This window comes from Flavobacterium sp. SORGH_AS_0622 (genome assembly GCF_030818825.1).
Taxonomy (GTDB): Bacteria; Bacteroidota; Bacteroidia; order Flavobacteriales; family Flavobacteriaceae; genus Flavobacterium.
Window position 1 is genome coordinate 971,217 of the sequence record NZ_JAUTAX010000001.1, and the last position, 14,811, is coordinate 986,027.

The following is a 14,811-nucleotide window of genomic DNA, read 5'->3' on the forward strand; positions in this document are numbered from 1 at the left end:
TATGTTATTTTGTTTAACTGTTTTTTTTAAACACATAGAGACATAGATTTTAGCTTTGAGGGCAAGGCGTTTCACTCGTATACAAACACATAGCTATGTGTGAAAACTAGTTTTCTAAATTTCTCTTTTTAGATAATAACTCTATGTTTCTATGTGTTTAAAATATTTTCAGCATTGAAAAATGAGTTATTATTTTAGTGTAAAGTATTCGGCTAAAGGTCCAAGTGCTAGCGCAGGAAAGAATGATAATGCAGCGATAATTGCGATTACAGCAAAAGTCATTATTCCGAAAATTGAGGTATCTGTTTTTAAAGTTCCTGCACTCTCTGGAATGTATTTTTTACCTGCTAATAAACCTGCAATTGCTAATGGTCCAATGATTGGAATAAATCGGCTTAACAATAACACAATTCCTGTAGTGATATTCCAAAACGGATTATTATCTCCTAATCCTTCAAAACCAGAACCATTATTCGCCGCGCTCGAAGTGTATTCGTATAACATTTCAGAGAACCCGTGATTTCCTGGATTGTTTAACCAACCTGTTGCGTTACCGCTGAACCAATATCCCATTGCGGTATCATGTGCCGCAAAATAAGATGCTAAAGCAGTTCCTGATAATATTAATAAAGGATGCAGAATGGCAATAAAAGCAGCAATTTTAACTTCCCGCGCTTCGATTTTCTTCCCTAAAAATTCAGGAGTTCGACCTACCATTAATCCAGAGATGAATACCGCCAGAATAATGAAAATGTAGTAGTTCAAAATACCAACACCACATCCACCGTAAAAGGCATTTACCATCATCGATAATAATTGCATTGCGCCAGAAACCGGCATCGAACTATCGTGCATACTGTTTACAGAACCTGTAGAAATTACCGTTGTGGCAATACTCCAAAATCCTGAAATTGCTGGGCCAAACCGAACTTCTTTTCCTTCCATCGCTCCAGTTGTTTGTGCGATACCCATTTTTTCAATAGCAGGATTTCCGTTCATTTCGCTCATCACTGTTGGAACAACCAGAAGTAAGAATCCAATGGTCATTACACCAAAAATGATATTCGATAATTTTCTTTTGTTTAAGAAAAAGCCAAGTGCAAAAATCATCGCAAATGGAATAATCATCTGCGCCCAAAGCTCAACTCCGTTAGTAAAATAAGTGGGATTTTCTAATGGATGCGCTGAGTTGGCTCCAAAGAATCCACCACCGTTTGTACCAATATGTTTAATAGCAATAAAGGCTGCAGCTGGTCCGCGAGAAACTTCTACATGATCGCCCTGTAGCGTTGTAATAGCATCTTTACCTTCAAAAGTCATTGGCGTACCGCTAAAAACTAATGCAACAGCCACAATTGCTGAAAGTGGTAATAAAATACGAGTACAGCTTTTGATGAAATAATTATAAAAATTACCCAATTGTTCTGTAGTTCTTTCTTTCATTGCTGTAAAAATCATAGCGGCGGCAGCCATTCCGATACCAGCAGAAACAAACTGAAGGAACATCAAGACGATTTGTGAAAGATAAGAAACCCCGCTTTCGCCTGAATAATGCTGTAAGTTGCAGTTAACCAAAAATGAAATAGCAGTATTAAATGCCAAATCTGGCGTCATTGAAGGATTGTTGTCTGGATTAAGAGGCAAAGAACCCTGAAACAATAAGACAAAAAAGCAAAGAAAGAACCAAACCATGTTTATGCTTAAAAGTGCTTTTAAGTGCTGTTTCCAGTTCATTTCTTCAGTGGAATTTATACCGCTGATTTTAAAAATAAATTTTTCAATTGGATTGAAAATTGGGTCAAAAAGTGTTTTGTCTCCCAAATAAACTTTAGCAATATATTTTCCTAAAGGAATCGCTAAAACAATGGTTAGAATAAAAATACCAATGACGCCTAATAATTCTGTGTTCATAATTTTTATATTTTTTAGTGAAAGGTGAGAGGTGATTTGTAAAATGAGTTGATGAATAAAATTTGTGTTTACATTTCACTTAATGCATTTCACTTTTTACATGATTTAAAATTTTTCGGGTTTGATTAATACGTAAACCAAATACACGAAAACGGCAATTGAAACAATAAATAGTGCGGTCATGATTTAGATTTTTTCAAAAAATTCAACAGAGAGAAAACAAATGGCAAACAGCATAACGGCCAGCGCGAGTAAAAGAAAAGTGATCATAAGATTTATTTTAGATTTTAGAGTTCAGATTTTAAATTGTTTTGGAGCGATTCAACGATTAAACAGTTAACCAATTAAACACCAGAGGCATTAACCTGCTTGATATATTCTGCTTTAAGCGTTTGAGGAAATAGATGTGAAATATTGCAGTGGCGCATTTCCATAAAAGAAGAAACCGAAAAAACATACACATTAGAAATGGCATTTTTAGTTTCGATGCTTCCGCTAATAAATAAGCGTTCAGCTAGAGCCAAGCATTTTTTTGCACGAACGATGTTTCCAGAAATAATAGATTTTTTAGTTATCTCGGCAAAGCGTTCGGCTTGTTTGTAGATTGAGGTGACTTGATTTTTCATGAGAATGAATTTTTATGTTCTTCCTCCTTATGCCAAAATATGTTCCGAAAAAGTCAAGATGTTGCTAAAGTGCTGTCAATAAAAGAAATATGATTATATGCCAAAAATCAGGCATAAAAAAAGCCTATCATTTTGATAAGCTTTTCTCGTTTTGATATGTTATTGCCAAGCTCCGGAGGAGCGAAATATTTATAGAAATAATGAATCATAGCCATCAGAGCCCAAGCGGGGTGAAATATTTTTTTGGATTGCGTAGGTGTCGCTCCGCTGGAGCTTTACATTATTGGCAATAAATAATTCTATAAATATTTCGCTTCTTCGAAGCTTTAAAAATTGAATTTGTCGTTGACATTGTTATTGCAGTTGGAATTTGAAATTTAAATTTTGGAATTTTCAATCCCATATTCTTCCAATTTTCGATACAAAGTCGCAATTCCAATTTCTAATAACCGTGCTGTTTCGGCTTTATTACCTTTCGTATAATTCAAAACTTTCTGAATGTGCAGTTTTTCAACACTCTGCATAGAGAAAGCCGACATTGATTTTTTGCTTTTTTCAGCTTGATGCTGCATTTCATAAGGAAGAACATCTGAAGTTAAAGTATCGCCATTACTCAAAATAACCGATCGTTCGATAATATTTTTAAGTTCACGAATATTTCCCGGCCAAGAATAATTTTCTAATTTCTGCAGAAAATCATCTGAAATATGTAATGTTTTTTTGTTTGTTTTTTCAGAAAATTGTTTGACGAAATAATGCGTCAAAACGCCAATATCCTTGATTCTTTCTCGCAACGAAGGCAGTTTGATTTCGAAGATATTCAAACGGAAATACAAATCAGAACGAAAACGATGTTCGTCGCTTTCTGTTTTTAAATCTCTATTTGTAGCCGCAATTAATCTGAAATTTGATTTTTTTGGAGTTGTATCGCCAACCGGAATATATTCAGAAGTTTCTAAAACACGTAGTAATTTTGCCTGAAGATCAATTGGCATTTCTCCAATTTCATCCAAAAATAAAGTACCGCCATTCGCTTCTTCTATAAAACCTTTTTTATCTTTTAAAGCTCCGGTAAAAGCGCCTTGTTTATGACCAAAAAGTTCACTTTCCAGAATTTCTTTACTAAAAGTACTGCAGTTTAGCGCCACAAAAGATTTCCCAACACGATTGCTGTTTTCATGAATGGCCTGTGCAAAAACTTCTTTCCCAGTTCCGGTTTCACCAGTCAATAAAACGGTTGAATCTGTTTTGGCAACTTTTTGGGCAAGATCAATAACTTGTTCAATTCCTTTCGATTTTCCAATTATAGTCTCGAAAGAATATTTACTTGCAATACGTTTTTCCAATTGCTGTACTTTTTTCTGCAATTCTACTTTCTCTAAAGCTTTATAAAGAAGCGGAATAATTTTATCGTTATCGTCACCTTTTACAATATAATCAAAAGCACCATTTTTCATTGCCTGTACTCCGTCTGGGATATTTCCAAAAGCAGTCAGCAAAATAACTTCTACAAGCGGGAAACTTGCTTTTATGTTCTGAAGAAAATCAACGCCATTTCCATCAGGTAATTTGACATCACACAAAATGACATCAATTTCGGTTTGTTCCAGTTTCTTAAAACCAGATTTTAAATCTTTTGCCTCGAAAACTTCAAAACCTTCCGATTTTATAATACGCGCCAGCAGACTTCTAAGTTTTTCTTCGTCGTCTATAATTAAAATTTTGTGTGTCATTTGAGGAAAGAAAGTTATTTTGATGTACAAATTTAGGTTTTAAATCACTTTCCTTTTTTAATTCGGAATAAATTATTTTTAAGTATGTAATCAGTTTTAAAATATTTTCATCGAAAAGAAGTGTATTTTTAGATCCAAAAAGAACCACTAAAATTTATGTCAAAACGAATTCTCCTTTTAATAGCTGTCGTAATCTTCGGAAGTTTTAATGGTTTCTCAAATGAAATTGTTCAAAAAGATTCTTCAAAATCAAAAACTATTTCTTTTAAAATCAAATTAAAATCCGCCGATGAGGTTAAAATCAAACCTGCTCCTTTAAAATTCAATAAACATTTTGCCTATAGTTTTACGCTTGATGATGGATATCGATCTGCTTATTTAACAGCCTTTCCATTATTGAATGGCGGAAAAATCAGTAATCCTGATAAAAACGAATGGAAAATCGATCAAGGCGGAGACGGAACAACTTCAAATGGTCTTTTTTATTCAGACGGTTTCGGAAACAAAATCCCATTTAAATTGGCTTTGGCAATTAACGGTGGTGCAATTCGTGATTTGCCAGCAAATCGCGGACATCTTTCTTGGCAAGAAATTCAAGAAATGTATAATGCTGGCTGGGATGTTTTGAATCACGGTTTTCATCACGCTACAAAACACGGTACAAATTATTTGACAGAAGTAACTGAAAATACTACTTCGATAAAACAAAATCTTGATTTTACCATGTCACATTTTGTGGTTCCTGGCGGAGAAGGAGATCCAGATTATCATCATGAATATGAAAAAGCTGCATTAGCAAACGGATTTCTTTCAGTTGCTTCCCACAAAGGTGTTGGACCTATTTTAAATGTTGATTCTAAAGTCGATTTAGATAAAATGATTACAGCCAGAACTTTTGTGCAGAGCTCAAAAGATTCAACTAGTTTCAAAACAATGGATCGTTATTTAAAGACACTAGATTCGATTGTAAAACAACCAAATACACTTTGGTTTAACGAATTTACACACGGTACAGGCAATGGAAATTTATGGAATTTAAGCATGCGTTTTCGCGATTTTAAATATTATATGACAACCCTTGCAGATAAGTACGGCGTAAAAGGAAGTGATACAATTTGGATGGCACCGTGGCAGGAAGTTTACGAATATATTTGGTTAAGAGACAGAATTAAAGTCGATTACAAACAAAAAGATAAAGAAATAGAAGTTACGATTGAATTACCTGAAATTCCAGAAAACTTTAGAAATCGAGATATTTCTTTAATAGTTGATACTTCATCAAAATTTGAAATCGAATCAAGTAAAGATTTAAAAATTAAAGACGACGGAAAAACAACTCACAAACAGATTTTCATTGAACTGAAATAAAAAATATAGCCACAGATTAAAAGGATTCTAATGATTTTTTTACTTTCATAATAAATAATCCTTCTAATCTTTTTAATATGTGGCAAAACTTTCTAATCAATCTCCTTTTCGTTATCCTTTATAAAAGTATCAATATTCATTAAATAAGGGTCTACAACAATTCGTTGAGGTTTTATTTTAGATTTTATTTTTCCCTCTATTTTATTGTTTTTTATTGCAAATGTAAAACGCGATAACTTTCCGTTTTCATCATAAATCCCAATATCTATTTTATTGTCGTTTGGAATTTGTTTTCGTTCTCCCGTCGCACTTTCTTTGAATTTTTCAGAAACCGCTTTAAAAGAAACCTCATAAAAACCATTCTTTTTACTACTTGAAACCGATTCTATTTTAGACGAATAAGTAATAATCTGCTTAAACATTTCATATAATTTTGGATATAGTTTTTTATCCGTTACAGCATAAATTTCTTTTAATAAATCTTCAGAATCAGGAAACGGATTTGGATATTTATAATGATTCAGAAAATTTTTCAAAGCCAGATTTACTTTTTCTTCACCAATTAATATTCGCAATTGATGCATAACCAGCATTCCTTTATCATAAGGTAAATGAGGCGTGTCGTAATTGGTTTTATATAAAGGTGTTTCTGGATCGTAACTTCTGCTGCTCAAGTATAAATCAAGATGAATCTTTAATGTTTCAAGTGCTTTTTCTAAACCATGTTCTTTTTCATAAAGCATTAATTCTGTGTATTGAGCCAAAGTTTCGGTCAAAATCCAGCTTCCTTCTTTTTGTTCTGGGCTTATTTGTGAATTTCCCCACCATTCATGCGACAATTCATGAGCCGTTAATTGATTGATGACATCTTCTTTATCTTTGTTTTTGAGATCGCTGTAAAATCCGAAATTCTCTTTCATAAAAACTGTCGACGGATAAGAAGTTGCAGCAAATCCATCCGCGAAAGCAGAAACTTCGGCGTATCGAATCGTTTTATATGGATATTTACCAAAATTGCTCTGGCAGTAATCTAAAGTATTTTTTACATCTTGAATTAGTTTTTCAACGTTTCTGGAATGTCTTTTATCATAAAAAACTTCAATAGAAATTCCTTTATATTTCGTTTTTTGAATTTGATAATCAGCAGAAGAAAAAGCAAATCGAAACGGAATCTTTCCATTTGATTTATAATGAAAATAATTGCGATCGTCTTTTTTCCAATTTCCAATTAAATCTCCAACACCAATGACTGTTTGATTTTTTGAAGTCGAAACCACAGCATCATAATCAACAAAGTCATATTTGATTTTAGATTTGTCTTCCAGTTTTTTAAGAGGCGTCTGAGGTTTCAAATGCCTTTTTGCACGCTCTTTTTTACTGCTGATTTCATTCGATTCCTGATAACCAAAAAGTGGAAAGTAACGGCTTATTCGCATAAAAGAACCATTTTCGATTATAGAATTAAAAGCCGTATGTCCTTTAAAAGGCGACCAGGATGATTCAAAAGAAAAATTCATTTTCAGTTTTTGCTGTGGCTGTAAAGGTTTTTCTAATCGAAACCAATAATGATGAAATGCAGCGACATCGTCTAATTTTTTAGAATTCGGAATATCAATAGAAGTCAGTTTCGAATTTCGATCTATATATAGGAGTAAACTATCAATTGGTTTTTCAGAATTATTGATTAATTCATAAGTGCCTTTTACTTGATAAAGGTTTTCTTCGGGAAATAAATCGACTTTACTTTTTACAGAAACAATTGTGGGCTGAGCCAGATTTGTATATTTTTTAAATTGACTTTCATATTTCTCGCTCGAGTTATTCTGATCGTCTTCGGTTAAATAAGGATATTCAATATTGGTTTTATAAAAAAGATAACTTCCAAAACCAATAAAAAGAATAATTCCCAATGCAAAAGTTGCTTTTTGAACGGCATTGAAGGAATTTCTTCGAAAGGTTTTTAGGATTGAAGCGTTTCTTTTCCATAAAATTCCTGTCAAAGTCAGAAGCAGTAAAGACAATCCGAAATTGTACAACATCGAAATATGAAACGGAATTGTATATTTTCCGAAACCATTCAGATCAAAATATTCTGTTTTAAAAGCATTTCCAAAACGAAATAAAGGATGCGAAATTCCCAATTGCTCTCCAATTCCTGTACAAAACAAAAGGCAGACAAAAGCCGAAATCGCAAGTCCGATATATTTATTTTTAATAAAAGTCTGAATTGCAATGATCAAAATTGAAATTAGCAGTAACGGAAATCCAATGTAATAAAACAAAGAAAGATAAAGACCAATTTCGATTGGGGCATTCGCATTCATAATTTGAAATCCGCATCCAATTAAAATATTTATCGCAATTATAATAATTGGAATGATAAAAAGTGCCGTTAATTTTGCCAGTAAAACAACAAACTGAGAATATGGCGCAGTGTTTTCAAGCATTTCAAATCTCGAATTTTCACTTCGGTTTAATAATTCACTGCTGTAAAAAAGGAGAATCAGGATCAAAATAAAAGGCAGGCGATCCATTATTGTGGAAATCATTAAAGCAGTATCAGTAATTTTTTCAGCCAAGCGGATTCCGCCGTCAATTTCATCTGAAATCTCAATCATTAATAATCCAGAAAATAAAAGAACAATCAGTAAAAATGGAATTCCTTTCAGAATTAAATAAATATCAAGTTTTATATTGCTTTTAAAAACAGCTAAATTATGTGAGAAAGATTTTATTTCGATGTTATTCGGAATTGCTGCCGAAAATACTTTTGTTTCTTTTTGAATAACTTTAGATGTTTTTACCTTTTTAGTTTTGGTTTTTCGGAATGAAAATAATCGATACGAAACAAAAAGTAAAAGGAGAGAAACAGAAATCCAAAGTATTCGATTGAATAAAAAGTTGCCAGAAAGTGAAACCAGCTGGCTATTTTTTTCAATTGAAGTCCAATATCTCGTTTGTTCCAGAAATGCGGCCAAACCAAACGGATCTATTTTTGCTGCTAAAGACATGGCTTTCGCCGAAGATGGAGAAGCATTTGCAAATAGGGGCGAATTCGAAAAAATCGAACCTGCTATATATAAGATGTAAATTAATAATCCGCCAACATATATGAAGAGTTTACTTCGTGTAAGCCACGCCAAAGCAGTTAAGATAGAAAGGCACAAAAAAATATTCGGAATCACAATGACCAAATACGGCCACAAATAATTTATAATTTCAAAAGGACCAATTTCGCTTTTTTGAAGCCATGACATTTGGTGTCCAACGATCATTCCAACGATAAACATTCCAAAAGAAACTATAGCAATAGCAAAAGCTGTAACAAATTTGCTAGCCAAATAATGAAATTTAGAAATAGGAGAGGAGAAAATAATCGAATCGAATTTCGTTTCATATTCCTTTAAAAAACTCTGCGCCGCCTGAAGCGTAATCGAGAATATCGTCATTAACGAAATGAGACCAATCGCATAGGTTAAAACATACGGACTATTTTTGTATGCGCCCGAAAAAGAGAAGTTCGCAAAAGCGCTGACAAAAAATCCAAGAATCAGATAAATAATAAATGTGGCATAAAAAGTCCAGCTTCTGGTATTGTTATGCCATTCAAATTGAATTAATTTAGAAAACATAACTTTAATTTTGAAGTTGATTTTGACCTAAAACACTAAAATAAACATCGCTTAAATCTGTAGAAATCAATTCGAAACCAGAATCTGGGCGCTCGTTTGAGAAGACATGAATATTAATTTTTCCCGAATTTAAGTGTGATGAAATGATGTTGAAATTCGATTGATGATCCTTCAATTCTGTTTTTTGAATCGCTTTCATCCAGATTTTATCTTTCAAAGAATCGATTGCGTCATTTGGTTTTCCTTCCAAAATCAATTTTCCGTTGGAGATAATTGCCATTTTAGGACACAAATCTCGAACGTCTTCTACAATATGAGTTGATAAAACCACGATAATGCTTTCGCCAATTTCACTCAGTAAATTATTAAATCGGTTTCTTTCCTCCGGATCAAGTCCAGCCGTTGGTTCATCCACAATAATAATCTTCGGATTTCCAAGCAAAGCCTGAGCAATTCCAAATCGCTGACGCATCCCGCCGGAAAAAGAATGAACCGCTTTGTCTTTATGTTGTAATAAATTAGTCTGCTGTAATAAATACACAATTTGATCGTGACGTTCCTTTTTGTTGATAATCCCTTTCAAAACTGCCAAATGATCGAGCAGGCGATAGGCAGAAATTTTAGGATAAACGCCAAATTCCTGCGGAAGATAACCCAGATTTTGCCTTATAAACATTGGGTTTTCTAGAATATTAATTCCGTTAAATTCAATAATTCCAGAAGTGGGTTCTTGTAAAGCGGCAATAGTTCGCATTAAACTAGACTTTCCGGCGCCGTTTGGGCCAAGTAAACCAAACATGCCGTTTGTAATTTCAAGCGATAATTGGTCAATCGCTTTCGTGCCGTTCTCATACGTTTTGCTGAGATTCTTAATTGATAAACTGTTCATTTTTTGATTGATTTTGATGATTAAATGATATTATGATTTGAAAAATTTAGGCAATAGAATACCTGTCGGCTTCAAAAACCGATTTATTATGTTTAGAAATTAAAATTTAAAAGAAAGCTATTCTGCTACGTATTCTAAAATATCGCCAGGCTGGCAATCCAGAATTTTACAGATAGCTTCGAGAGTATCAAACCGAATTCCTTTTGCTTTTCCAGTTTTTAGAATCGATAAATTGGCAGGCGTAATATCTAGTTTTTCTGCCAACTCTTTACTCTGCATCTTGCGTTTGGCAAGCATTACATCAACATTTACAATTATTGGCATAGTTATATAAATAAGTCTTGTTCGTTCTGAAGGTTTAAACCTTGTTTAAAAATGGCAGCTAAAAAGTAAGCAAAAGTACCAAGCATTCCGTGCAGTATAATAAAAAGCCAAACTTCATTATCCAGCGGAACAAAAAAGAAAGCTACAAATAGTACAATACTCGGAATTAATAAATTCGATAAATAGAAACGCCTTAAATGAGAAATTCCATTTGCAGTAAACAATTTTGGCTGATAAAAGACCTTAAAAACATTACTGCTCAATAAAAAGAAAAGACCGTATAGACTTAGCGGTGCTAAAAAATCAAAAAGAATATACGGAATATTATAATCTCCTAACATTAAAGGATGAGAAGTAAAAGGATAACAAACCTGAAAATACTTTCCGTTATCTTTAAAGGTCAAAAACAATCCCGTCATCAAAGTAAAAACAGAATATGCCGCCAAAAAGAAATAAACAACGGACAAAAATCGGGTAAAGTAAAATAATATTCGAGATACAATATGAGTTGTCTTCATATATTAAAAGTTAAATTGATATTGCAAATGTATAATTAATTATCGTAAAACAATAATTAATTATTAAAAATAGCCCATCTTTTGACTTTTGTGAATATTATAATTCTATTAACATTAGAAAACAAAAGGCATCCAGATAAATGAGTTAATTTTGTATACTAGCATTTTTTATATGAAAAACCCAATTTCAGTCTCATTATTAGACCTCGCTATCATCACTCAGGATAGCAACGCCACAGAAACATTTCAAAAAACAAAAGACATAGCGCAATTAGCAGATAATTTAGGATACAAGCGATTTTGGCTCGCAGAACATCATAACATGGCACACGTTGCAAGTACAGCAACTGTAGTTTTAATTGGTTATGTAGCAAGTCAGACAAAAAATATTCGTGTAGGTTCTGGCGGAATCATGTTGCCGAATCATTCTCCTTTAGTAGTTGCCGAACAATTTGGTACCTTAGAAACGCTTTACCCAAACCGAATCGATTTAGGTTTAGGAAGAGCGCCTGGAACAGATCAGCCAACTGCCGAAGCAATTCGAAAAGACTTTTTTGAGCAGGCACAGCGTTTTCCGCAAAATGTAAGCAAGCTTCAAGAGTATTTTTCTTCCGAAAATGAAACAGGAAAAGTGCGTGCATTCCCAGCAGAAGGATTAAAAGTTCCAATTTGGATTCTGGGTTCAAGCATGGATAGTGCAGCTTTGGCAGCAGCTTACGGATTGCCTTATGCTTTCGCAGGACACTTTGCGCCAAAACTGATGATTCAGGCATTTGAATTCTATCGCGAAAATTTCCAGCCATCAGAATATTTAGAAAAACCCCAAACAATGGCTTGTGTCAATATAATTGCTGCAGATACAAATGAAGAAGCAGAGTTATTATCTACAAGTTTGTATCAAATGTTTTTGAACTTAATTAGAAACGATCGTAAAGGTTTACAACCTCCAGTTCCATCATTAGATGACATTATGAACGAACAAGAACGTTTCCATGTCAATCAAATGACAGCAGGAACCTTCACGGGAAACAAAGAACAATTAGTTACCGATTTAAAAAAGTTCATCGACTACGCAAGAATTGACGAACTCATGGTAACAAGCCCGATCTTCGATCATCAGGCAAAACTAAAAAGTATTCAAATCACAAAAGAAGCGATCGGCAGTTTAAATGAAAGTATACATATATAAGTATACTATATGTAAGATTAGATTTCATTCACCCAACCCGACAGTTTTAAAAACCTGCCGGGTTTGTTTTTTTTTCTAAATATATAAGGAGAACTATAATTTAATTTAAGTGTCAAGTGTCAGGCTGAGCGGAGTCGAAGCCCAATGCTATGATTTGGAATTTGGAATTTAAAAATTAGAATTTAGAATTTGTTTTTTAATCAGGAGCTATTCCCGCTATCCGCTTCAATCTTTTTGAGGCGAACCCCGTCCCAAAAAGGATTTCCTCCCGAATCCTCGGGACTATCGGGGCTAGGGCAGCAGTTTTCAAGAAAAGATCTGGAATAAAATTGCAAAAGCAAACTAAAATTTAGCGCCTTTGCGACTTTGCGCGATTAAAAAGAAGTATAAAATCCAAGCTTGGCGTTCTTTGTGCATACGGCAAAATAAGAATAAAACACAGTTTTGAGAACTTTGCGCATCCAATTTCCAAAAGAGAACTTTGTTTTTTTGCCGTAAAATCGTCGCAAAGCACCCACCTTGGAAAAAAGACCGAAAAACTTTGCTATGTAAAAAACACAAAACCAGCTGTTTATAAAAAAGATTGAAATTATATAAAAAAAAGTCTTGCAGATGTAAATAAAGGTGGTACTTTTGCACCCGCAACAACGCAATGTTCACAGACAGACTGGCAGGAAAAAGTAATTAAATGCGAAAATAAATTTTCAAAAAAGATTAGAAAAAGCTTGTGGGAATGGAAAACGGATATTACATTTGCACCCCGCAAATACGGGAAGTTCCTTGAGATACTGAGAGAAGAATTAGAGAAAAAGAGATTTAAAAATTTCAAAAAAAAAACTTTAATTTTTTCTTGCAGGAAACAAAAAGAATTTTTAGTTTTGCACCCGCTTTGAAACACAGGCGGAATAATAAAGAAGACACGTTCGTAGACATATTGAATTGACAGCCGTTTTAACAGAGATGTTAGAACAAAAGAATAAGAGTAATAGAATTGTAAGATTCGAAAAGAACCGATAGATGATCATCGCGATATAATATTACAATATACGATGAAGAGTTTGATCCTGGCTCAGGATGAACGCTAGCGGCAGGCTTAACACATGCAAGTCGAGGGGTATAAGTCTTCGGATTTAGAGACCGGCGCACGGGTGCGTAACGCGTATGCAATCTGCCTTTCACAGAGGGATAGCCCAGAGAAATTTGGATTAATACCTCATAGTATTACGACCCGGCATCGGGATGTAATTAAAGTCACAACGGTGAAAGATGAGCATGCGTCCCATTAGCTAGTTGGTAAGGTAACGGCTTACCAAGGCAACGATGGGTAGGGGTCCTGAGAGGGAGATCCCCCACACTGGTACTGAGACACGGACCAGACTCCTACGGGAGGCAGCAGTGAGGAATATTGGACAATGGGCGCAAGCCTGATCCAGCCATGCCGCGTGCAGGATGACGGTCCTATGGATTGTAAACTGCTTTTGTACGAGAAGAAACACTGATTCGTGAATCAGCCTGACGGTATCGTAAGAATAAGGATCGGCTAACTCCGTGCCAGCAGCCGCGGTAATACGGAGGATCCAAGCGTTATCCGGAATCATTGGGTTTAAAGGGTCTGTAGGCGGTCTTGTAAGTCAGTGGTGAAAGCCCATCGCTCAACGGTGGAACGGCCATTGATACTGCTGGACTTGAATTATTAGGAAGTAACTAGAATATGTAGTGTAGCGGTGAAATGCTTAGAGATTACATGGAATACCAATTGCGAAGGCAGGTTACTACTAATGGATTGACGCTGATGGACGAAAGCGTGGGTAGCGAACAGGATTAGATACCCTGGTAGTCCACGCCGTAAACGATGGATACTAGCTGTTGGAAGCAATTTCAGTGGCTAAGCGAAAGTGATAAGTATCCCACCTGGGGAGTACGTTCGCAAGAATGAAACTCAAAGGAATTGACGGGGGCCCGCACAAGCGGTGGAGCATGTGGTTTAATTCGATGATACGCGAGGAACCTTACCAAGGCTTAAATGTAGATTGACCGTTTTGGAAACAGAACTTTCGCAAGACAATTTACAAGGTGCTGCATGGTTGTCGTCAGCTCGTGCCGTGAGGTGTCAGGTTAAGTCCTATAACGAGCGCAACCCCTGTTGTTAGTTGCCAGCGAGTCATGTCGGGAACTCTAACAAGACTGCCAGTGCAAACTGTGAGGAAGGTGGGGATGACGTCAAATCATCACGGCCCTTACGCCTTGGGCTACACACGTGCTACAATGGCCGGTACAGAGAGCAGCCACTGGGCGACCAGGAGCGAATCTATAAAGCCGGTCACAGTTCGGATCGGAGTCTGCAACTCGACTCCGTGAAGCTGGAATCGCTAGTAATCGGATATCAGCCATGATCCGGTGAATACGTTCCCGGGCCTTGTACACACCGCCCGTCAAGCCATGGAAGCTGGGGGTGCCTGAAGTCGGTGACCGCAAGGAGCTGCCTAGGGTAAAACTGGTAACTAGGGCTAAGTCGTAACAAGGTAGCCGTACCGGAAGGTGCGGCTGGAACACCTCCTTTCTAGAGCCTCAATTGTTAGCTGAAAGGCACGATGAGGAAAAAAGATGGTTATCTGCAGGTA

Annotated in this window: 10 protein-coding genes and 1 rRNA gene; 3 read left to right on the plus strand and 8 right to left on the minus strand. The window is 35.3% G+C overall.

Going from position 1 to position 14,811, the window contains the following annotated elements:
* Positions 1 to 189: 189 nt before the first annotated feature.
* From kdpA to QE431_RS04240, 4 genes are all read right to left on the minus strand, one after another.
* Positions 190 to 1,911, minus strand: coding sequence for a potassium-transporting ATPase subunit KdpA (gene kdpA, locus QE431_RS04225; RefSeq protein WP_307292943.1), 1,722 nt, complete (start codon positions 1,909 to 1,911; stop codon positions 190 to 192).
* A gap of 105 nt (positions 1,912 to 2,016) precedes the next feature.
* Positions 2,017 to 2,094, minus strand: coding sequence for a K(+)-transporting ATPase subunit F (kdpF, locus tag QE431_RS04230; protein ID WP_073489533.1), 78 nt, complete (start codon positions 2,092 to 2,094; stop codon positions 2,017 to 2,019).
* 161 nt (positions 2,095 to 2,255) lie between these two features.
* A complete protein-coding gene (locus QE431_RS04235; protein WP_113677797.1) occupies positions 2,256 to 2,537 on the minus strand; it encodes a hypothetical protein in 282 nt (93 codons plus the stop codon).
* Positions 2,538 to 2,914: 377 nt separating this feature from the next.
* Entirely contained in the window at positions 2,915 to 4,270 is a 1,356-nt protein-coding gene (locus QE431_RS04240) for a sigma-54 dependent transcriptional regulator (RefSeq protein WP_307292945.1), read from the minus strand.
* Positions 4,271 to 4,426: 156 nt separating this feature from the next.
* On the opposite strand from QE431_RS04240, the gene QE431_RS04245 reads away from it, so the two are divergent.
* The gene (locus QE431_RS04245) at positions 4,427 to 5,638 is read left to right on the plus strand and encodes a polysaccharide deacetylase family protein (RefSeq protein WP_307292948.1); all 1,212 of its coding nucleotides are present in this window, start codon (positions 4,427 to 4,429) and stop codon (positions 5,636 to 5,638) included.
* Between the two features lie 92 nt (positions 5,639 to 5,730).
* On the opposite strand, the gene QE431_RS04250 is transcribed toward QE431_RS04245, so the two are convergent.
* The 4 genes from QE431_RS04250 to QE431_RS04265 form a co-directional block, all read right to left on the minus strand.
* Positions 5,731 to 9,270: a M1 family aminopeptidase gene (locus tag QE431_RS04250; RefSeq protein ID WP_307292951.1), complete on the minus strand. Its 3,540-nt coding sequence runs from the start codon at positions 9,268 to 9,270 to the stop codon at positions 5,731 to 5,733.
* 4 nt (positions 9,271 to 9,274) lie between these two features.
* A complete protein-coding gene (locus QE431_RS04255) occupies positions 9,275 to 10,159 on the minus strand; it encodes an ABC transporter ATP-binding protein (protein ID WP_307292953.1) in 885 nt (294 codons plus the stop codon).
* 117 nt (positions 10,160 to 10,276) lie between these two features.
* The gene (locus QE431_RS04260; RefSeq protein ID WP_012024053.1) at positions 10,277 to 10,483 is read right to left on the minus strand and encodes a helix-turn-helix transcriptional regulator; all 207 of its coding nucleotides are present in this window, start codon (positions 10,481 to 10,483) and stop codon (positions 10,277 to 10,279) included.
* A 2-nt stretch (positions 10,484 to 10,485) separates the two neighbouring features.
* Positions 10,486 to 11,001, minus strand: coding sequence for a DUF2975 domain-containing protein (locus tag QE431_RS04265; RefSeq protein WP_281867584.1), 516 nt, complete (start codon positions 10,999 to 11,001; stop codon positions 10,486 to 10,488).
* A gap of 172 nt (positions 11,002 to 11,173) precedes the next feature.
* On the opposite strand from QE431_RS04265, the gene QE431_RS04270 reads away from it, so the two are divergent.
* Entirely contained in the window at positions 11,174 to 12,190 is a 1,017-nt protein-coding gene (locus tag QE431_RS04270; RefSeq protein ID WP_307292967.1) for an LLM class flavin-dependent oxidoreductase, read from the plus strand.
* A gap of 1,046 nt (positions 12,191 to 13,236) precedes the next feature.
* Positions 13,237 to 14,750, plus strand: a 16S ribosomal RNA gene (locus QE431_RS04275).
* The last annotated feature ends 61 nt before the right edge of the window (positions 14,751 to 14,811 follow it).